This is a genomic window from Nonomuraea africana, assembly GCF_014873535.1.
GTDB lineage: Bacteria > Actinomycetota > Actinomycetes > Streptosporangiales > Streptosporangiaceae > Nonomuraea > Nonomuraea africana.
This window is the reverse complement of record NZ_JADBEF010000001.1, coordinates 5,025,350-5,043,298: the sequence shown is the minus strand read 5'-3', so window position 1 is coordinate 5,043,298 and position 17,949 is coordinate 5,025,350. Positions and strand designations below refer to the sequence as shown.

Here is a 17,949-nt window from a genome sequence, read left to right as displayed (position 1 = left end):
TTAGCGGCGAACGCCACTGGACTGCCGCGGGCTTCGCCATGCCCAACAGTCCGATCCCCGTGCGCGCCGTTGCAGTCTGGAGCCATCAGGGCCTTCCGCCACGCCCGTCCCGCAGGCCGCCAGGGCCGCCGAGTTCGCCGCTGCCTCGACGAAGGCTTCGCTTTGCCGGACGTGACCTTGCCCGGCACCTCCAGGCAGCCTTTGTGGGTCGTGTGTCACGGTGAAGTCTCCGCTCCTAAGCTCTGGGTGTGGCGAAGTATTTCGATGTGCATCCGGACAGTCCGCAGCCTCGGCTGATCAGCCAGGTGGTCGAGCTTTTGCATGCGGACGGGCTGATCGCGTACCCGACGGACTCGTGCTACGCGCTGGGGTGCCGGCTGGGCAACAAGGAGGGCATAGAGCGCATCAGGGAGATCCGCAGCCTCGGCAGTGACCACCATTTCACCCTGGTCTGCAGGGGCTTCTCCCAGTTCGGCCAGTTCGTCCATGTAAGCAATGCGCTGTTCCGCTCGATCAAGGCGGCGACCCCCGGTGGCTACACGTTCATCCTGCCCGCGACCAAGGAGGTGCCGCGGCGGTTGCTGCATCCCCGGAAGAAGACGGTCGGCGTCCGGATCCCCGATCATGTCGTCACGCAGGCACTGTTGGCCGAGCTCGGCGAACCGCTGGTGTCGAGCACCCTGCTGCTGCCCGACGAGACCGAGCCGTTGACGCAGGGCTGGGAGATCAAGGAGAGGCTCGACCATGTGGTGGACGCCGTCATCGACTCCGGCGAATGCGGCGCCACCCCGACGACGGTCGTCGACTTCTCGCAGGGCGAGCCTGAGATCCTCCGCCGAGGCACCGGAGACTCGTCTCTCTTCGAGTAGGCGGTCGCCGGCATTTACGGCGCCGAGCCATCGCCTTGAGCCGACGGCGGCGATATCGTCGATCCCGGCCACCGCATGATCTTCAGTCCCGACAGGTCCAAACGCCCACGACCTCCTGTCCCGGCTCACAGGTCATGGAACCGTCGGAGACCATTCTCAAGGAGACGTTGGGCGAGCAGCTCCAGCACACGCTACCCCAGGTGCGGTCACACCCTCCGGGCATGACACCGTGTCAGGCCTCCGGTTGAGGTGAGGGTGTTGCCGTGTTCGGGGGCACACGCCCCACGGCGCCACACCGGCGTCGGCCGGGCGGGCGGCGAGCCGGACCAGTCCGAAGCCGGTACGGCGCACCGCGTGATCGCCTTGGCGGATCTCGTCGTACAGCGCGGCGATGGCGGCCGCCTGGTCCTCGGCGCGGGCGGCGAGCTCGCCGAATCGCCATAAAACGTACACAATGCGAGATGGCTGCCGGAGTGGCGGCGTTTGCGGAGGTCAGCGCGTTGATCGCGGAACAGTGCACCGGACAGAATTACCCAGGATGATCTTGGAATGGGCTCGAAACGGCTGGTCGGATTGTCGGTGCGATCGCATGAACAAGCCGTCGTTGCGGCGGGCGCTGCAATGAATCCTCTCTCAGAAGGTGCTGGGCGCCCATCCCCGGATCCAGTCTCCGAGCTACCGCCGTTGTCTGACCGTGCTCTATCGGGTGCTGCGTAACACCTCTAGGCGAGAAGCACCTGGTCGAGGACGTGATCGCCAATGGCCGCCATGCTGGGGTTATCGGCCGAGTAGACGACCAGAGCAGTGCCCATGGCAAGGGCCCAGCCCCGTGCGCGCTCCCAGGTCACCTCGTCGGCGTCCACGCGTGATCGGAATACCTCGCGCGCGTTCTCGTCGAACACCAGCCACGCGGCTGCCAGGTCGGTGGCGGGATCGCCGCTGGTGAGATCGCCGAAGTCCAGGACACCGCCAGCCCTTCCCCGTCGAGTAGGAGGTTTCCCGGGTGCGGGTCGCCGTGGAGCCAGAGCGCGGGGCCCTGCCAGGGCGGGAGGGCGGCCAGTTTCTCCCAGAGGGGGAGGAGCTCAGCTGATCGGGGAATGGACTGTAGGCGTTGCCGTACCGCTTCGTCGCGGGCGGCGAGCGGGACGCCGCGGACGGGATTACGCGGTGCATCAGGCGGTGCGGGCCGGTGGAGGCCCGTCATGAAGTCGGCCAGCGGGACGGCGATGCTGGAGCGGTCGGACGGCGGCACGTCGGCAACCGTGCGGCCTTCGAACCAGGGCGCAATCGTCCACGGCCACGGGTAGCCCTCGCCGGGCATGCCGGCCCTGACGGGTATGGGCAGCGGGACCTCGACGTACTCGGCCAGGACCGGCAGCCAGCGTTGCTCGTTGACGATGAGGTCGACGGCAACCTGGCGGCGCGGCAGCCGTACGGACAGGTCCGTCCCCAGGCGGTAGATGATGTTGTCCCAGCCGTTGGCGACGGGGGTAAGCGGGCCCACCAGATCCGGGTACTGCGTGCGGATCAGGCGGTCCACAAGGTCGTCGTCGATGTGGGCTTCCGCCGCCGGGGTGTTCATGCCGCAACGATAGTGCGGGCTGGCCTTGACAGACGTAGGCGCTGGTTGTCTTCATGATGCACTTGGCGACCAGGGTGAGGACGTATCTGGCGACTGAGGAGGCGCCCTGTTTGGTGACCCCAGTGTCTCAGTACACCTCGCCGTGGGCGTCGTCGCGCAAGGCGATCTGCCTGGCGCCGTCAGCGTGACCATCAGTCGTTGCCCGCATCGGTGGGCTTGACTCCTCCAAGATCGTGCTTGTTTGCCATGCATGATCACTCTCAGCGCCAACGGCTGTCCGCCGGTTCCTCGACCCCGGGCTCAGTGCCGGCGGGCCGCCGGGTCACGGCTTTCCTGCCAACGGGCAAGCGCCTCAGGAGAGACGCGCGCGTAGCGGGCCAGCGAGGCGACCGAGGTGTGGCCGGAGTAGGCCAGCAGGGTGGAGGTGTTGGCGCCGTCTTCGGCGGCGTGGGTGAGCGCGCTGTGGCGCAGTTGATGCAGGGCCCATGGACCGCCGGGCAGGTCGGCAGTGGCGGTCTCGAACAGCTCGGCGGCGCGGCGGTAGGTCGGCCGGGCCCGGCCGGAGGCGACATCCACGTCGCCCGGGGGGAGCTCCACCCGGGCGCGGCGGCCAGTCAGGAAGACCGGGCCGGTGCGGCGGCCGTCCAGCAGACGGGGCAGAAGTCGGGCGGTGGCGGTGCGCCAGACGATGACGTCGACCGCGCCGCCCTTGCGCCGTACCTTGGCGCGGCGGTTGCGCAGGTCGAGGTCGTCGACGTCGAGGGCCAGGACCCTCGGCCCGGGCCGCGCTTTCGTACAGCAGCCGAAACAGGGTGCGCTCACGCAGGGCCAGGACGGGGGCCGTGAGCAGCGTGTCGACGTCGCCGCGGGCCAGCGCCCGGGTGCGGTCGGGGGTTCGGGCACGGCGGCAGGGGTTTAGGGGATGAGCAGGAAGAACGGTTCGTCGGCGGCGGTGCCGTCGTAAATGACAGGCCGTAGCACGGCGGCGCGCCCGCACCACGTGCGAGATGTCAGGGCCCGGATACCGCGGTATCCGGGCCCTGCCGCGTCACCGGCGCGGCGTCTGCCACCGGGTGTCGAGCCGGCCGTGCCGCATTCGGCCTACCAAGCGGACCTGCAGCGTCTCCGGCGTGTTGTCGCCCGCGTCCCTGCTGATCGCGAGGTTGCTGTGCCGCACCGACAGCTCGTTGGCGTCCACCACCATGCCCGGCGCGAGGACTAACTCCACGTTGCCGCCGCGCACCCGCAGCTCGATGACCAGCTCGGGCGCGCTGCGCACCGCGCTGGTCAGGTCCAGCATCACGTCGCACCACGCGGTGCGCAGCGCCAGCCGGTACGGCAGAGTCCACCGGCCGTCACGGCGCACCGAGCCGTGCCGCTCATTGATGGTGAGCAGTTCGGCGGCCGGCTCGGCCGGCGTCCCAGCGAACGGCAGCGTGAGTGCGCCGTCGCCGCCTGGCACCGCGATCAGATCGGTGATGAGCGGGGCCAGCACGTCGATGGTGCGGGCGGCCAGCGCCACGTCCAGCCGCTCGTCGAACTCGACCGGGTCGAGCCGGCCGTCGGCGACGGCGGCGCGCAGCAGTTCGGTGACCCGGTCGCGGTCCGCGTCGGACGCGCGCAGCGCGGGTGAGCTGGGCGGATCTGCCGGCATCCGGCCTCCTCCGTGGCGAGGTGGTGGCACCGCGCCACCGAAATTGCTGACTGATCGGTCTAAGGAGACAGCTACCTAGGCGATTCTGCGGCGGTAGGTGTTCATGGCGAAGGCGTACGCGACGATGAGGATGCCGACACACCAGGCCAGGGCGATCCAGATGTCGGTGCCGACCGGCTGCTGGGTGAACAGGTCGCGGATGGCGTTGACGATGGAGGTCACCGGCTGGTGCTCGGCGAAGGCGCGCACCGGGCCGGGCATGGTGTCGGTGGGCACGAAGGCCGAGCTGAGGAACGGCAGGAAGAGGAGCGGGTAGGAGAACGCGCTCGCGCCGTCCACGGTCTTCGCGGACAGGCCGGGGATGACGGCGATCCATGTCAGCGCCAGGGTGAACAGGATCAGGATGCCGGCGACCGCGAGCCACGCCGGCACTCCCGCCCCCGAGCGGAAGCCCATGAGCAGGGCCACGAGCATCACGACCACAAGCGAGATCAGATTGGCGACCAGCGAGGTCAGCACGTGCGCCCACAGCACGGACGACCGCGCGATCGGCATGGACTGGAATCGCTCGAAGATGCCGTTCTTCATATCCAGGAAGAGCCGGAATGCCGTGTAGGCGATGCCCGAAGCAACCGTGATGAGCAGGATGCCGGGCAGCAGGTAGTTCACATACGACTCCGACCCTGTGTTGATCGCGCCGCCGAACACGTAGACGAACAGCAGCAGCATGGCGATCGGCATGATCGTGGTCGTGATGATGGTGTCCACGCTGCGCGTGATGTGGCGCAGGGATCGTCCCAGCAGGGCGGCGGTGTCGCCGAAGAAATGCTTGGTCATCGTTGTTCCTTACGCGTCCGTGCCGACGTTGCGGTCATGGCCGGCGTGCCGTTCCTGCCGTTGTCACCGACGAGGGTGAGGAAGACGTCCTCGAGGGTCGGCTGCTTTTCGATGTATTCGACCTTGGCGGGCGGGAGCAGCTGCTTGAGCTCGGCCAAGGTGCCGTTCACGATGATCCGGCCCTCGTGCAGGATCGCGATCCGGTCGGCGAGTTGTTCGGCCTCGTCCAGATACTGCGTGGTGAGCAGCACCGTCGTACCCCGGTCGGCGAGTTCCTTGACGGCCTGCCACACCTCGATGCGCGCCTGGGGGTCGAGCCCGGTCGTCGGCTCGTCGAGGAAGACGACCGGCGGATTGCCGATGAGGCTCATCGCGATGTCGAGGCGGCGGCGCATGCCACCCGAATACGTCGACACCTTCCGCGCGCCCGCGTCGGTCAGCGAGAACCGCTCCAGCAGGTCATCGGCGATCTTGCCGGGATTCTTGAGGTGCCGCAACCGGGCGACCAGCACGAGGTTCTCGCGCCCGCTGAGGATTTCGTCGACGGCGGCGAACTGCCCGGTCAGGCTGATCGACTCCCGCACGTCCGCCGGTTGCGTGGACACGTCGAAGCCGTGGACGCGGGCCGTCCCGGCGTCGGCCTTGAGCAGCGTGGACAGGATTTTCACGACCGTGGTCTTGCCCGCCCCGTTCGAGCCGAGCAGGGCGAAGATGCTGCCCCGCGCCACGTCGAAGTCCACGCCGCGCAGCACCTGCAGCTCCTTGTACGACTTCTCCAGGCCCTGCACGTGGATCACAGGCCCTCGGACCTTATTGGCTGTCATTCAGATATCCGTTCTCTGTTTCGTCACGGGCTTGTCGCCCGTGACGCGATCGATGGCGCGATTGATGGCGCGATTGATGGCGTTGGTCAGCCGTTCCCGCTCCCGGCTGATCCACTGACCCTGCGGGTAGTTCGCAAGCAACGCCTCGGCGAACTCCACCGGGTCCCCCCGACGACTTCGCGGAGCGGGGTTCCGTTCGCCGCGCTCTGCTCGAACAGATCGGCGAGATCCTCCAGCGTCGCCAGCAGGCTGTCCGCCTTATCCGACGGCCTGAAGAACCGCAGGTACCGCTGCAGCGCATCGATCGCCGTGTGATAGGTGGCGGGAAGCCGCTGCGTGCGTGCCTTGTACTGCCGATAGCGCCGCTTGTCCTCGATCGGCCCGGTGACCATCTCCAGGTACTACCGGTAGCGCCGCTTCGGCTCGCTCAGCCCTACGGCCACGTCTACTTACCTCCTTCGCGGAGCTGTTCGAGCCGTTCGGTGAGGAAGCTCCAGGTCCTCCAGGACTCGTCGAGATACTCCCGTCCGCGTGCGTTCAGGCAATACACCTTGCGCGGCGGCCCCTCCGACCCGGATGGAGCCCGAGGCGGTCTTCGCGGTGAGCGCGCCGTGCGCGTGGTCGACGACGATGTCGCCGCTGGCCGAGTTCACCCGTAGGTCGCCGGTGGCCTCGCCGATTCGGGGGTATCCGCCGGAGTTCTTGATGACCCCGCAGGCGCCGATCGCGCGGACGCGGACCTCGCCGCTGCCGGTGTGGAGGTTGACCGGGCCGCGCCGATGAGCGGCTAAAGTTCAGATTGGCAGTTCAACCGTGCTCTGCTGTAGCGGGCGCGGCCTCGGGAGGGTGTTCCAGCACCCTCCCGGGGGTCCGTCCAACTAGACGGCGCCTACTCGCAGAAGACACGCACTTGGGCATCGGGCTGTTCGACCTCCATGGTCAGTTCGTCGAGGTGCTCCACGAGCGCCTCGAGGTGTTCGGGCTTGACCTGCGCCAGGTCGAACGGCACGCCCGACTTGTTCAGTTCGGCGTTGGCCCGCTCCAGTGCCTGCGGCGGGATCAGGGCCGCCAGCTGTACGCCGGCCCGCAGCAGCTGCAGCGGCACCCGCACGTCGACCCGCCCCGGCTCGCCGTCCTCAAGGGTGTGCACCACCAGCCGCAGGTACTTCGCCTTGCCCTTCGGCCGGGCGCCGAGACTCGACGCCGCCGGCGGCTGGTCCGGTTCGAGCGCGGCGATGAGCTGCTCCGCCTCCTCTGTGGTGATCTTGCCCTCGGCCAGCATGTCGAGGATGTCCTTGCGCTGTTCGTTCATCGGAACCTCTCCTATCGGATAGTTACGAGCACAGCCGTACGGCCCTGCTCGACGTCGACCCGGGTGCCGGGCAACGCGGAGACGATGCGCCAGCCGGTGCCGAGTGCCCGCACCACACTGACGCGATACACGAGGCAGGCCACGGCCGCCCCCAGTACGGTCAGGACCACGACCGGTGAGAGCACGAGCACTACCGGGAGTATCGGGACCCAGACCCTGATGCGACGACCGTCCGGGCGTTTGACCCGTACGGTCAGCAACTGCGGCATCACGTCCGGCCCTCCAATTCGGACAATGCCTGCTGTGCGGTGATCTCGCCGCGGCGCAACCGATCGATGATGTCGGCCCGCGACGGTGCCGGATCTGTCTCGACGAAGTCGAGCATCTGCGTGATCCGGTTCAGTCGTGATTTGATCGTCGGGTAGCTCACCCCGAAGATCCGTTCCATCTGCTTGATGGAACCGTGGCACCGCACGAACGCCGTGACGAAGATCTGATCCTCGACGTTGAGCTGAGCCAGTTGCGGCAGCTCGAACACGCCCTCGATCGCGACGCCGTTGCCTGCCAGGCGCACCCGCTCGACGACGAACGGCTGGCCCCGGGTCAGGTTCGTGAGTTCCTGCCAGTCCATCGCCTGCTCTGTCATATTTAAGTTATACCCAGGCGAGACTTCAAGTTTCAAGAGGTGGATCTTGATTTTCTTGAGCCCGCACTTCTCTTCGGGCTCTTGCTGGTCCGCCATCCCCGCCTTGCCACCCGAGGCGGCCTGCATTACCGGCTCCACAAGACGGGGTGCAGTGAACCAACATGCCACCAGCCGCCAAGTAGGCGATGATCTGGGGAATCAGCTTCCCGCCTCCAGTTCGGCCCGCGCCGTTGGCTGTTCGACGGCAGGGCGGCCCATCGCGAGTTCGGGCACGTACTTGTGATGGTCGAGCGGCTGACACCCAGGAGCCGGGCGATAGAGGAGACGGTGTTCTCCGGCCGGGTGAGCAGGTCGCGGGCGTGCTGGACCTGCTCGGGGGTCATCGCCGGCGGGCGGCCCAGGCGCTGACCGCGAGCGCGGGCGGCGGCCAGGCGACGACTGCAGGCCGGGAACCCATCGCACAAAGAAGATCGTCTTACTGGTGGGGTATCTGACCGCACGACCTGCCACCCCGCAGAGCGGTGTCCTACTACGAGGCCGACCGGTTCGGTTCCGTCCGCGCCGTGTGTCGGGCGGGAGGTGGTCCTGGATTCGGGCGGCGATGCGGATGCCGCCAAGGTCGGCGTCGGGGCAGTGATTACGACGGTTGAAGTGGCACCACTGTCGGCCAGTTTTGGGACCACTCATGAGTTCTGGTACCACTGAAGGCCCAGCACTTCTGAAAGGCATCCCACGGCGCTACACCGTCAAGGGCTGATCTCCAGCAACCGGCCGACAGATCGCTATCAGTGTTCGGCGGAAAGTCCACCAACTGGTGCAACGGTGTGCGTTCCACCAGCCGTGCACCGCCAAACGGCCACCTCATGTTCCAGCTCGGCGTGCAGGCCCTGATCGTGCACGGGGCAGACGGCCCAGACCGTCCAGGTCAGCTCCATGATCGTTTCTTGGGTGGCGTCGGCGACGCTCGCAAGTGCCCCTTGGGGGTCTCTTCCCTCGGCGGGCCGGATGCCGTTGCCGTGGTAACCGCCCGCGAACTCCACTTGGGCATAGCCGCTGTTGTTCCGGTCAGGGATGATCAGCCGGAGCACCGGTGATCCCCGCGGCGCGAACGTCGCGCTCCACGACTATCAGCGCCGTATCCAGCACCGCTCGCAGGGCCGGATCAAGGGCGAAGGTCGGCTCGAATCCGGTGTCGCGGAGAAGACCTTCGCCGAGCCGGGCCAGATTGGCCGCTGTCAGGGGGGCGGCCGGGTGTTCGAGGATCTCCCGCGTAGCAGGAGTACGCACTCCCCGACGTAGAGGATGAAAAGGCTGCCGACGGGGGGGCACGGCTGCCACGTCGCCCGCCACCAGCGTCACGACCTCCTCGCCCGACAGGACGCGGGCCTTGCCCTCCAAGACGTAGAACAGCTCGGTCGAAGTGGCGTGGTGATGGGGCACAGCGCCGTCCGCGCCTTCGGCGAGCGTCATCCTGACGGTGCTCAGCGCACCGCCAGTGTCGCTGGAGTCGAGCAGCAGCCGTCCCGTGGCCGTGGGCGAGATGATGGTCTCGACGTCGACCTCGCGGACAATGGCCGTTTCCACGATCATTGACATGTCAGGCTCCCTTCGAGCGCGGAGGACACGAGCCGTTCTGCGGAGGCCCGGTCGATCGGCGCGCCTGTGATCAATACTCGGTAGTAGAGCGCGCCGACCAGTTGGCCGAACAGCGCCTCGGCGTCAAGGTCTGCGCGCAGCTCGCCGCGCACGCGCGCACGCTCGATCAAGGCGAGCGCGATGGCGTTGCGATACCTGGACCCGAAGCCATCGCCAAAATCACCGAGGTCCTGGCACCCCGCCGCCGCACACACTGATCGCGCAGGTCAAACCCGAAATGGCGGCTGGTAGCAGCCGCGTTAACGGGCACCCCACGACAGGTCGTGCTTAGCCGTTTCCGGCAGCGGCGGGTTCTGGCGGCGCTGGTGGCAGGGTGCGGAGCCGGCTCACCGGGGAGATGATGAGCCCGATCACTACGGCGGCCGAGCCGATGGCCGCCGTGGTGAGCGCTCCCTTGGCGCCGACCGCACCCGTGAGGAGGCCGGCGGACAGACCGCCGAGTGCGCCGCCACCGAACAGCAAGGTGCGGAAGACCGCGGTCATGCGGCCCATCATCGCCTGCGGGGTGCTGGTCTGGCGCAGGCTGACGATGATGACATTGGCGACGCCGAGGCCCAGGTAGGTGGCAAAGAAGGACAGGACGAACACCCCCACCATCACCGGCCTCGGGCCGCCCGCCAGGACGATCAGTGTCGGGCCCAGCAGGAGAGCCGTCTGAGCCACGAGATAGACCAGCCCGAGCCGGAATCGCGCGATGATCTTCCGGGAGATCACCGCGCCGATCAAGCCGCCCACGGAGGCCGTCGCGAAGATGCCGCCCAGGGTCGTGGAGTCCAGCTGCAGGTCACGCGTGCCGTACAGCAGGAACATGGTCCAGACGGTGACCATGGAGAAGTTGCAGCAGAACCCGACGAGGGCCAGCGCTCGCAGGATCTGGTTGCCGAAGACCCAGCGCAGACCCTCGCGCAGTTCGGTCAGCAGGCGTCTCTTCGCCGCAGGTGGTTCTGGGCGTGGCTCGTGCGTGCGGATCAGCAGCAGGGACGCCAGTGACACCAGGTAGGAGAACGCGTCGACGACCAACGCCACCGGCGCCGTCAGCGCACTGATCAGGGCACCGGCGAGCCCGGGACCGGCCACGTCAGCCGCCGACGAGCTGATCCCCATCTTGGCGCTGGCCTCGACGTAGTGCTTGGGGTCCTTCACGAGGGTGGGTACGAAGGACATCCAGCTCACGTCGAACAGCACCGATGCGACGCCGATGACGCAGGCGATGACCAGTAGCGGTGCCATGCTGAGGGCGTCCAGCCAGGACAGGACCGGGATCAGGGCGAGCAGGACCATCCGGGTGAGGTTGGCCCACACCATGACCGGCCGCCGCCTGACCCGGTCAACCCAGACCCCGAACAGCAGAGCGAGCCCAAGGTAGGGCGCGAGCTGCAGGAACCGCAGGAGACCGACCTGCTCGTCGGTGGCGTGGAAGGCGTAGATCGCGGTCAGCGGCAGCGCGAGGTTGGTGACGTGGGTGCCGAGCAGCGACAGGGTCTCACCGAGCCAGAACTTCAGGAAGTCGCTGTTGCGCCACAGTCCTTCCTGCGCGGAGGCAGCACCCGGCTCGGTGAGAGGTTCAGCGGTCGTCACGGCTGCCGCCTGCGACGCTGAGGTCGGCGACCGCCGCGACGACCTGGTCCACTTCCTGTTCGGTGTTGTAGTAGTGCGGCGACAGGCGCAGGCACCAGTCGATGTCCTTGTCACCGAAGTCGAACTGCGCGAAGTGGCGGAAGCTGAGTGCCGAGTTGATACGACGTGCGTCCATGGCGGCCTTGAACGGCTCCGGCTGCCAGCCGTCGATGGTGAAGGTGACCAGGGCGCCCAGTTGCCGGCCGTGGTCGAGCACGCGGACTCCCGGCAGATCGGCGAGCCTGTCGCGCAGGCCGGCGGCCAAGGCGGGGGTACGGCGGGCGATGGCGTCCATGCCGACCTGGCGGGCGTAGCGTGCGGCGGCGGCGCAGCCGAGGACGATGGCGTAGGGGAACTCCCAGTCCTCGAATCTGGCTGCCGTCTCGACGGGCTGGTAGCGGCCCGGCTCGACCCAGCGCGCGCCGTACATGTCGATGAACAGCGGCTCGTAGCCGGCGCGCAGGACGCGGTCGGACACGTACAGGAAGCCAGAGCCGCGGGGGCCGCGCAGGAACTTGCGGCAGGTGGCGGTGAGCAGGTCGCAGCCGATCTCCGCGACGTCGATCGGGTACTGGCCGACCGACTGGCAGGCGTCGACCAGGTACAGCAGATCCAGTTCGCGGCAGAGTCGGCCGATGTCGGCGACCGGCTGGACCAGGCCGGAGTTGGTGGGGATGTGGGTGGCGGCCACCAGCCGGGGCCGGTGCTCGCGCATCAGGGCGGCCATCGCCGCCACGTCCACCCCGCCCTCGGGCGCGTCAGGAGCGTGCACCACACGCACGCCGAACCTCTTGCTCAACGACAGGAAGGCGATCTGATTGGAGATGAAGTCGTTGCGGGTCGTGAGGATGACATCACCGGCCTCGAACGGGATCGCCGACAGGGCGGTGGAGAACGCGTGGGTGGCGCTACCGGCGAACGCGATGTTCTCGGGAGCGCAGTTGATCAGGGCAGCGGTCTCGGCGTAGAACTCGCGGACTTGTTCGGCGCGGGCGGCCGAGGCCTCGTAGCCACCGATGCTCGCCTCCAGCTGCAGGTGGTCGACCATCGCGGCCAGCACAGGCGCGGCCAGCAGACCGCAACCGGCGTTGTTGAAGTGCACGACGTCGCCGGCGCCGGGGGTGTCCGCGCGCAGGGCCGCGACGTCCAGAAGCGATTCTGGGGAAACTATGGAAGCGCTATTATCAGTTCTCATGTCAGACAGTAGCAGTTCTGCGGAGTTGGCGACCAGGATGCGCGCGATGATCGACCGGCTGTCACCGGGCGACCGTCTGCCCAGCAGCCGCGAGCTGATCCGGCGCTACCAGGTCGGCCCCGCCACCGTGTCACAGGCGATCGCCACGCTCGCCGCCGAGGGCCTGGTGGTCACCCGTCCAGGCAGCGGCACGTACGTGGCAGCACGCGCCCAGCGGCGCGCCGAAGTGGCCGACACAGCCTGGCAGACCGTCACCCTCGCCGACCGGACCGTGGACATCCGAATCCTCACCGGCGCCGTCGGTGCGCCACCCGCGGGTACGATCATGCTGGACGGCGGCTACCTGCATCGATCGCTCCAGCCCACCCAGATCCTGACCGCGGCGCTGGCCCGCGCCGCACGCCGCCCCGACGCCTGGGACCGCGCCCCCGCCAGCGGCCTGGCGGCCCTGCGCAGCGTGTTCGCCGCCATGGTCGGCGGCGGCGTGAGCGCGGACGACATCCTGGTCACGGCCGGCGGGCAGAGCGCCCTTTCCATGGCGTTCCGGGCCATCGCGGCGCCGGGTGACCCCATCCTGATGGAGTCGCCCACCTATCCGGGAGCGATAGCCGCCGCCAGGGCAGCCGGCCTGCGCCCGGTACCGGTGCCGATGGATGCCGACGGCCTGCAACCCGACCTCCTGGCCGACGCCTTCGCCATGACCCGCGCACGCCTGCTGTACTGCCAGCCGGCCTATCACAACCCCACCGGCACCGTGCTGGCGCCACAACGTCGCCGGCAGATCATCGACGCGGCCAGGGCAGCGGGCGCATTCGTGATCGAGGACGACTTCGCGCGGCACCTCGGCCACGGCACGCCGGTGCCTCCGCCCTTGCTGGCCGACGATCGCGACGGCACCGTGGTCTACCTGACCTCGCTCACCAAACCGGCGGCGCCGAGCCTGCGCATCGGCGCCCTGGTGGCCCGAGGCCCGGTGATGGAACGCCTGCGCGCCACCCGCCTGGTCGACGACTTCTTCGTCACCCGCCCGCTCCAGGAAACAGCGCTCGAACTCCTCAGCTCTCCCACGTGGGAACGTCATGTCCGTTCTCTGGCCGCAGCCCTGCGGGAGCGGTGCGGAGCGCTGGCGGCCGCCGTCACCCACGAACTTCCCCACTGGACCCTCACCCGTATCCCCACGGGCGGACTGCACCTGTGGGTCCGCCTGCCGTACGGCACCGACGACACCGTGATCGCCGACACGGCCCGTCAGCACGGCGTCGCCGTCAGCGCCGGCAACCGCTACTTCGCCACCGAACTCCCGGCGGCCTACCTACGCCTCGGATTCGCCGCCACCGCCGACCGCACCGAGCTGATCGAAGCCGCACGCCGACTCGCGTCCGCCCACGAGCACGCCGCCGGCACGCGCTGATCGAAGCGCCAAAACCACACCCACCGCCCGCGGACCTCTTAGCCTTGCCGCTGACCCGCAGGAACGCACAGATGGCGGCTGGTGGAGTCATCCTTACCGACACCCCCTTTTTCACGCGGCGATCACAGCTCGCCGCGCCGCCACAAGGCCGCCTCGTCCTGCAGGGCCTGCTCATCCAGGGGCAGCACGTCGACGAGCACCACGCCGCTGCGGCCCTCAACCAGGACCCCCTGGCGTTGGTCCATCCGTGCGGGACGCGCGCCTGCAACAGCCCCTCCTGGACGAGTTAAGCCTGCAGCCCCGGTGGCAAGAACCGCGCCGGGGCGGCCAGGATCGCTCGATCGGCCCAGTCCGGCTTCGGCCGGACGACCTGACGCCGCAGCACCGCCACCTCATGCCGGAGCACCATGATCTCGGCGTCCTTGGCCGCCTCGCTTCGGCCCAGCTGCACCAGCCAGCCGAACATCCGGATCATGAGCAGGTAGAAGAGACGGTGAGGCACAAGAACCGATCATGCCTGAGCCTTCGTCCCAGGTCGATCCGCAGGTCAAGCGTCCTGCAACGACTTTTGAAGCGGTACAGGGTCAGCCGCTCGACGTGCTCGGCGATCTCGTCAACGGCGGCGGCCGTCCACCGCTGGCCGGCGGCCCCTCGCCGACGGCGCGCTCGATCTGCCCTTCAATCCGGCTCGTCCTTGCCGAACTTGCGGGTGTCGCGGGGCTCGACGTAAGGCTCTTGGCCGGCGGGGTGTCCGTCCTTGATGGCGCGTTCGCGGGCGATTTCGGCGTCGAACTCCACCCCGAGCAGCACGGCGATATTGGTGATCCACAACCAGATCAGGAAGACGATGACGCCGGCCAGGGCGGCGTAGGTCTTGCTGTAGGAGCCGAAGTTGGCCACGTAGAAGCCGAACGCGGCGGACGCGACGATCCACAGCACGACGGCGAGCATGCTGCCGGGGGTGAGCCAGCGGAACCCGGGATGCTTGACATTGGGCGCGGCCCAGTACAGCAGGGCCAGGACCAGCGCCACCATGATCACCAGGATCGGCCACTTGACGATGCCCCAGATCACCAGCGCGGTCTCGCCGATTCCGAGGACCTTTCCGGCCTGATCGGCCAGCCCGCCGGTGAACACGACCGCGACCGAGCCGATCGCCGTCAAGATCACCAGGACCGTGGTGATGGCCAGGCGCAGCGGCAGGGTCTTCCAGATGGGACGTCCCTCGGGCATCTCGTACACGATGTTGGCGGCCCGCATGAACCCCCCCACATAGCCCGAGGCCGACCACAGCGCGACGACGATACCCATGATCGCAGCGATACCGGCGGCACGCGGGTTGCTCTGTAGGGCCTGCAGCACGGTATTGAGAGTCTGCCGGGCGGCCCCGGGTGCCATGGCGCTCAGGTTGTCGATGAGCGACTGGGTGGTCGCCTGACCGAACAGGCCGAGGACCGAGACCACGGCCAGCAGCGCGGGAAAGATCGACAAGGTCGCGTAGTAGGTCAGAGCCGCGGCCCAGTCGGTGAGGTTGTCCCCCTGGAACTCCTTGACGGTGCGTTTGAGCACATCCCACCACGACCTCGTGGGCAGCTCGGTCGGCTTATCCGGGGTGTCACCGCCGGCCGGTCCCCTTGGCCGGTCGGCGGCGTTGGCGCGTTTACTCATGACCGTGAGCTTTCGAGGGTTTTGCGTCGGTCGTCGCCCGGCCAGCGCCCGGTCGTCTTGCGAACACCGTGTGCGGCGGCGCGTTGAACGGCCGCCTTCACCAGGCCGAAGATGGCCCCCTGCACCATGGCGGCCACGAGCACCTGCCGCCAGGTGTAGTCCTGATCGTCGGCATCAGGGGCATCATCCTCGCCCGCAACGACCTTCCACACTTGCTTGAACAGCGCACCGGCGATCAGTCCGCCCAGCACGCTGAACAGCAGCGACAGTGGCTTGTAGAACAGGGCCATCGCACCTCACCCCACTCCGACCTGCCGGCGGGCCGGGCGACGGCGCAGCCACACCAGCATGAGCAGGGCGATCGCTGCGGCTGCTGCGCCGCACGCCCTGGGCGTGGCCGCCGGTGACGTGGCGGCATGGCGCACCCGCGCTCCGCTCTGCCGAGCGGCCTGCACCGCTCGCTGCCAGGTGGTCTGCCGGGGGGCGTTGCGGCGGCGTAGCCACGCCGTCACGGCGACGGCACCGCCGCCCGCCGTCGCGGCTGCGGCGGCGGCCGCGGCACCGCGGCGCACCGCTGGCATAGTGTCCTTCGCTGCGATCTCCCGAGCCTTGGTGGTGACCTCGGTGGACATGGTCCGGACGTGGGTTCCGGCCTGGTGCGCCTGAGCGGCGAGGTTCGCCTTGACCTGCCCGGCCTTGTCCTTGGCGCGGGCTTTGACGTCGGCCTTGGCGACCAGCGCCTCCACGTCGTCCCCCAGATTCTCGCGCGCCTGGACGATATCGGCACGCAGTTGCTCGGCGGAGTCGGCCTGGTCATCACCCTGGGGCGGCCCGACCTTGGTCGAGTCATTCGTGCTGTGAGATCCGCTGGTGGTCATCGTCATGCTCTTTTCTTGACCTCGGTCACGTCTTGTTTGGTGCCCAGCTCTGCCACCGGCAGGCGGTTGCTCATTGACGTTCATCTCCTCGCCGGCTGAGCGAAGCCGGCGGTAGTCCTCCCTAGCTGCACCGCTACCCCTCGATAGCCCGCAACATGTGCCATCAGGACAGACTCCTTCCTCGGCCCTGAACTCCCGAAGCCGTCACCCTGGCCGCTATTGGCAGGCTCGGCATCGACCATCCGGTGCGGTGGGAGATTGAGGCGCTGGAACCGGCGGAATTGGGGTGCCGGTAGTAACGGCGCAGGAACAATGTCAATACAAGTGAGCGGTCCCCTTCCGCACTGTGTGTTGAGCGACAAGTTTTTGGCTCGCGACAGGTTCTTGTCAGTGGCGGTGACATGGCGTCACTGGGTTATTTTCGATGGCTCACATCAGCATGAGAGGTGTGAGCACTCCGGCGGCGCGCTGGGACGATGGTCGAGGCTGAAGCTGACATCGACGTCCCGGCTGACGAGGTGGGGACCGTTCTGGCTGTTGACGACGCCCGCGGGGCGCGCGGGCCCAGGCGACTCCGGACGATTTGGACGCGCTGGAGACCGATGCGCTGGCAGGGTTCGTCCTCGCCCTCGCTCAGATGCGTGGACACTTCGCCCGTCGTCACGCTGCGAGGCAGCGAACGTCAAGGGCGTCAGGGCTTCAGGACGCGGTAGCGCAGGTGGGTCACGGACACGGTTCCCGCGACGGGTTTCCCCTCCGGGATCAGCTCGGCCCGCTCCCCGGCGAACAGCGGTGTGCCCGCGCCCATCAGCAGGGGGACGAGGTGGAGCCATACCTCGTCGAGCAGGCCCGCCCTGAGCAACTGCCGGGCGACGTCCGCACCCAGCACCAGGACGTCCTTGTCTCCGGCGGCATCCTTGGCGCGTCGGACTGCGGCCTCCAGCCCATCGAAGGCGAACGTCCCGCCGTTGTCGCCGAGGAGGTCCTCCCTGGTCCGGTGGGTGACCACGAAGCTCGGGACGCCGGGCCATGGTGTGCCGCCCCACGGGACCACGCCGAGGTCGAAGGTACGCCGTCCGATGACGGCGGCGCCTACCGCCGCGTCCACCTGTCGGCGGATGCCGATGTCGACCCCGCCGTCCGGCCCTTTCCCGGCCATCCATTCGTGCAGCCGTTCGCCGCCGTCCCCCATAGGCTCCCCCTTCCGAACGTTCGGTCCCGCCGTGAACCCGTCCAGGGACATCGACACATCCAGCACTACCTTGCTCATCGCGAGCCTTCCTTCGATCCACCGGCGCCGCCATCCGGCGCCGTCACGAGAAGGTCGGAGCCGATCCGACCGTCTCGACACTACGACGGAAAGATCAGTGGGAAATGAACTTGAACGTGGAACACCCGGTTGCTCTCTTAGCACCGGCGCAGCCGCTGGCTCGACACAGCGAACCCACCAGAAGAGCGCGATGGGTGATCGTTATCTGGGGTTGTCAAGCGAACTTGCTGGTCAGCCGCTGGAAGGTCGTTAAGCCACGTTAGGCAAGTAGGCCGGCCAGCGCCGCCGAACCGGGGTCTGTGCGGCGGGGGTGATGACCGCCTGCCAGTGGGACGGAAGAACAGGTGCTGCTCGCGGAGCGCGGCACCCAGCCCGGGCCGTCGTAGGCCAGGAAGTTGTAGCCACGACGCAGCGCCGCGACGGCGAAGAAGGCATCCTCCGCGATGGAGTCGAATCCGCTGGTGAACACCACGTCAGGCGCGGAGTCGGGGTGTCGTCGACCAGATCGAGCGTTCACATCCACCGAACAT

25 protein-coding genes and 1 pseudogene are annotated in these 17,949 nt (G+C 68.1%); 2 read left to right on the top strand and 24 right to left on the bottom strand.

The window, feature by feature from the left end; genetic code table 11:
- Positions 1 to 248 precede the first annotated feature (248 nt).
- On the top strand, positions 249 to 869 hold the full coding sequence (locus H4W81_RS23810) for an L-threonylcarbamoyladenylate synthase (protein WP_192776854.1): 621 nt from the start codon (positions 249 to 251) through the stop codon (positions 867 to 869).
- A gap of 722 nt (positions 870 to 1,591) precedes the next feature.
- Here H4W81_RS23810 and H4W81_RS49435 read toward each other — a convergent pair.
- From H4W81_RS49435 to H4W81_RS23735, 17 genes and pseudogenes are all read right to left on the bottom strand, one after another.
- Positions 1,592 to 1,732 (bottom strand): hypothetical protein, encoded by a 141-nt coding sequence (locus tag H4W81_RS49435; RefSeq protein WP_318782536.1) that lies wholly within the window; start codon positions 1,730 to 1,732, stop codon positions 1,592 to 1,594.
- 18 nt (positions 1,733 to 1,750) lie between these two features.
- A pseudogene (locus H4W81_RS23805) lies at positions 1,751 to 2,451 on the bottom strand (aminoglycoside phosphotransferase family protein); the annotation flags it as partial.
- A 300-nt stretch (positions 2,452 to 2,751) separates the two neighbouring features.
- Positions 2,752 to 3,273: a tyrosine-type recombinase/integrase gene (locus H4W81_RS23800; RefSeq protein WP_318781916.1), complete on the bottom strand. Its 522-nt coding sequence runs from the start codon at positions 3,271 to 3,273 to the stop codon at positions 2,752 to 2,754.
- 226 nt (positions 3,274 to 3,499) lie between these two features.
- Positions 3,500 to 4,105, bottom strand: a complete 606-nt coding sequence (locus tag H4W81_RS23795) for a DUF1707 SHOCT-like domain-containing protein (protein ID WP_192776853.1) — start codon at positions 4,103 to 4,105, stop codon at positions 3,500 to 3,502.
- A 75-nt stretch (positions 4,106 to 4,180) separates the two neighbouring features.
- Positions 4,181 to 4,942, bottom strand: a complete 762-nt coding sequence (locus H4W81_RS23790; RefSeq protein ID WP_192776852.1) for an ABC transporter permease — start codon at positions 4,940 to 4,942, stop codon at positions 4,181 to 4,183.
- Positions 4,939 to 5,766 carry an ABC transporter ATP-binding protein gene (locus H4W81_RS23785; RefSeq protein WP_192776851.1) on the bottom strand — a complete coding sequence of 276 codons (828 nt, stop codon included), beginning with the start codon at positions 5,764 to 5,766 and terminating at the stop codon, positions 4,939 to 4,941. Before H4W81_RS23785 ends, H4W81_RS23790 begins: the two co-directional genes overlap by 4 nt.
- Positions 5,767 to 5,925: a hypothetical protein gene (locus H4W81_RS47490; RefSeq protein ID WP_225960922.1), complete on the bottom strand. Its 159-nt coding sequence runs from the start codon at positions 5,923 to 5,925 to the stop codon at positions 5,767 to 5,769.
- A complete protein-coding gene (locus H4W81_RS23780) occupies positions 5,853 to 6,158 on the bottom strand; it encodes a DUF1048 domain-containing protein (RefSeq protein ID WP_225958761.1) in 306 nt (101 codons plus the stop codon). Before H4W81_RS23780 ends, H4W81_RS47490 begins: the two co-directional genes overlap by 73 nt.
- Positions 6,159 to 6,655: 497 nt before the next feature.
- Entirely contained in the window at positions 6,656 to 7,078 is a 423-nt protein-coding gene (locus tag H4W81_RS23775; protein WP_192776850.1) for an SHOCT-like domain-containing protein, read from the bottom strand.
- Positions 7,079 to 7,089: 11 nt separating this feature from the next.
- Entirely contained in the window at positions 7,090 to 7,350 is a 261-nt protein-coding gene (locus tag H4W81_RS23770; RefSeq protein WP_192776849.1) for a hypothetical protein, read from the bottom strand.
- Positions 7,347 to 7,850 carry a DUF2089 domain-containing protein gene (locus tag H4W81_RS23765; RefSeq protein ID WP_225958760.1) on the bottom strand — a complete coding sequence of 168 codons (504 nt, stop codon included), beginning with the start codon at positions 7,848 to 7,850 and terminating at the stop codon, positions 7,347 to 7,349. The genes H4W81_RS23770 and H4W81_RS23765 overlap by 4 nt, the downstream gene beginning before the upstream one ends.
- The gene (locus H4W81_RS23760) at positions 7,850 to 8,107 is read right to left on the bottom strand and encodes a helix-turn-helix domain-containing protein (RefSeq protein WP_225958759.1); all 258 of its coding nucleotides are present in this window, start codon (positions 8,105 to 8,107) and stop codon (positions 7,850 to 7,852) included. The genes H4W81_RS23765 and H4W81_RS23760 overlap by 1 nt, the downstream gene beginning before the upstream one ends.
- Positions 8,108 to 8,509: 402 nt before the next feature.
- Positions 8,510 to 8,812: a hypothetical protein gene (locus H4W81_RS23755; RefSeq protein ID WP_192776848.1), complete on the bottom strand. Its 303-nt coding sequence runs from the start codon at positions 8,810 to 8,812 to the stop codon at positions 8,510 to 8,512.
- On the bottom strand, positions 8,790 to 9,320 hold the full coding sequence (locus tag H4W81_RS23750; RefSeq protein WP_192776847.1) for a cupin domain-containing protein: 531 nt from the start codon (positions 9,318 to 9,320) through the stop codon (positions 8,790 to 8,792). The genes H4W81_RS23755 and H4W81_RS23750 overlap by 23 nt, the downstream gene beginning before the upstream one ends.
- Entirely contained in the window at positions 9,311 to 9,574 is a 264-nt protein-coding gene (locus H4W81_RS23745; protein WP_192776846.1) for a TetR-like C-terminal domain-containing protein, read from the bottom strand. Before H4W81_RS23745 ends, H4W81_RS23750 begins: the two co-directional genes overlap by 10 nt.
- Positions 9,575 to 9,647: 73 nt before the next feature.
- Positions 9,648 to 10,958, bottom strand: coding sequence for an MFS transporter (locus H4W81_RS23740; RefSeq protein ID WP_192776845.1), 1,311 nt, complete (start codon positions 10,956 to 10,958; stop codon positions 9,648 to 9,650).
- Positions 10,945 to 12,192 (bottom strand): aminotransferase class V-fold PLP-dependent enzyme, encoded by a 1,248-nt coding sequence (locus H4W81_RS23735; RefSeq protein WP_192776844.1) that lies wholly within the window; start codon positions 12,190 to 12,192, stop codon positions 10,945 to 10,947. The genes H4W81_RS23740 and H4W81_RS23735 overlap by 14 nt, the downstream gene beginning before the upstream one ends.
- Between H4W81_RS23735 and H4W81_RS23730 the strand changes: the two genes are divergently transcribed.
- A complete protein-coding gene (locus tag H4W81_RS23730; protein ID WP_192776843.1) occupies positions 12,191 to 13,603 on the top strand; it encodes an aminotransferase-like domain-containing protein in 1,413 nt (470 codons plus the stop codon). The genes H4W81_RS23735 and H4W81_RS23730 overlap by 2 nt on opposite strands.
- 122 nt (positions 13,604 to 13,725) lie before the next feature.
- Here H4W81_RS23730 and H4W81_RS48765 read toward each other — a convergent pair whose 3' ends face one another.
- From H4W81_RS48765 to H4W81_RS23700, 7 genes are all read right to left on the bottom strand, one after another.
- Positions 13,726 to 13,848: a hypothetical protein gene (locus H4W81_RS48765; RefSeq protein ID WP_264083185.1), complete on the bottom strand. Its 123-nt coding sequence runs from the start codon at positions 13,846 to 13,848 to the stop codon at positions 13,726 to 13,728.
- Positions 13,849 to 13,889: 41 nt separating this feature from the next.
- Complete coding sequence (locus H4W81_RS23725; RefSeq protein WP_192776842.1) at positions 13,890 to 14,105, bottom strand: hypothetical protein; 216 nt, start codon at positions 14,103 to 14,105, stop codon at positions 13,890 to 13,892.
- A gap of 176 nt (positions 14,106 to 14,281) precedes the next feature.
- Entirely contained in the window at positions 14,282 to 15,271 is a 990-nt protein-coding gene (locus H4W81_RS23720; protein ID WP_192776841.1) for a YihY/virulence factor BrkB family protein, read from the bottom strand.
- Positions 15,268 to 15,561 (bottom strand): DUF4235 domain-containing protein, encoded by a 294-nt coding sequence (locus H4W81_RS23715; RefSeq protein WP_192776840.1) that lies wholly within the window; start codon positions 15,559 to 15,561, stop codon positions 15,268 to 15,270. Before H4W81_RS23715 ends, H4W81_RS23720 begins: the two co-directional genes overlap by 4 nt.
- Positions 15,562 to 15,567: 6 nt before the next feature.
- Positions 15,568 to 16,155, bottom strand: coding sequence for a DUF3618 domain-containing protein (locus H4W81_RS23710; RefSeq protein WP_225958757.1), 588 nt, complete (start codon positions 16,153 to 16,155; stop codon positions 15,568 to 15,570).
- 685 nt (positions 16,156 to 16,840) lie between these two features.
- The gene (locus H4W81_RS23705) at positions 16,841 to 17,419 is read right to left on the bottom strand and encodes a dihydrofolate reductase family protein (protein WP_192776839.1); all 579 of its coding nucleotides are present in this window, start codon (positions 17,417 to 17,419) and stop codon (positions 16,841 to 16,843) included.
- A 259-nt stretch (positions 17,420 to 17,678) separates the two neighbouring features.
- Positions 17,679 to 17,936: a hypothetical protein gene (locus tag H4W81_RS23700; RefSeq protein WP_225958756.1), complete on the bottom strand. Its 258-nt coding sequence runs from the start codon at positions 17,934 to 17,936 to the stop codon at positions 17,679 to 17,681.
- Positions 17,937 to 17,949 lie beyond the last annotated feature (13 nt).

Bases quoted from the DNA above. Each gene is read 5' to 3' on its own strand.
- H4W81_RS23795 (WP_192776853.1), bottom strand. From the start codon at position 4,105: ATGCCGGCAGATCCGCCCAGCTCACCCGCGCTGCGCGCGTCCGACGCG.
- H4W81_RS23790 (WP_192776852.1), bottom strand. From the start codon at position 4,942: ATGACCAAGCATTTCTTCGGCGACACCGCCGCCCTGCTGGGACGATCC.
- H4W81_RS23785 (WP_192776851.1), bottom strand. From the start codon at position 5,766: ATGACAGCCAATAAGGTCCGAGGGCCTGTGATCCACGTGCAGGGCCTG.
- H4W81_RS23780 (WP_225958761.1), bottom strand. From the start codon at position 6,158: ATGGTCACCGGGCCGATCGAGGACAAGCGGCGCTATCGGCAGTACAAG.
- H4W81_RS23775 (WP_192776850.1), bottom strand. From the start codon at position 7,078: ATGAACGAACAGCGCAAGGACATCCTCGACATGCTGGCCGAGGGCAAG.
- H4W81_RS23765 (WP_225958760.1), bottom strand. From the start codon at position 7,850: ATGCAGGCCGCCTCGGGTGGCAAGGCGGGGATGGCGGACCAGCAAGAG.
- H4W81_RS23760 (WP_225958759.1), bottom strand. From the start codon at position 8,107: ATGACCCCCGAGCAGGTCCAGCACGCCCGCGACCTGCTCACCCGGCCG.
- H4W81_RS23750 (WP_192776847.1), bottom strand. From the start codon at position 9,320: ATGTCAATGATCGTGGAAACGGCCATTGTCCGCGAGGTCGACGTCGAG.
- H4W81_RS23730 (WP_192776843.1), top strand. From the start codon at position 12,191: ATGTCAGACAGTAGCAGTTCTGCGGAGTTGGCGACCAGGATGCGCGCG.
- H4W81_RS23735 (WP_192776844.1), bottom strand. From the start codon at position 12,192: ATGAGAACTGATAATAGCGCTTCCATAGTTTCCCCAGAATCGCTTCTG.
- H4W81_RS48765 (WP_264083185.1), bottom strand. From the start codon at position 13,848: ATGGACCAACGCCAGGGGGTCCTGGTTGAGGGCCGCAGCGGCGTGGTG.
- H4W81_RS23720 (WP_192776841.1), bottom strand. From the start codon at position 15,271: ATGAGTAAACGCGCCAACGCCGCCGACCGGCCAAGGGGACCGGCCGGC.
- H4W81_RS23715 (WP_192776840.1), bottom strand. From the start codon at position 15,561: ATGGCCCTGTTCTACAAGCCACTGTCGCTGCTGTTCAGCGTGCTGGGC.
- H4W81_RS23710 (WP_225958757.1), bottom strand. From the start codon at position 16,155: ATGACGATGACCACCAGCGGATCTCACAGCACGAATGACTCGACCAAG.
- H4W81_RS23705 (WP_192776839.1), bottom strand. From the start codon at position 17,419: ATGAGCAAGGTAGTGCTGGATGTGTCGATGTCCCTGGACGGGTTCACG.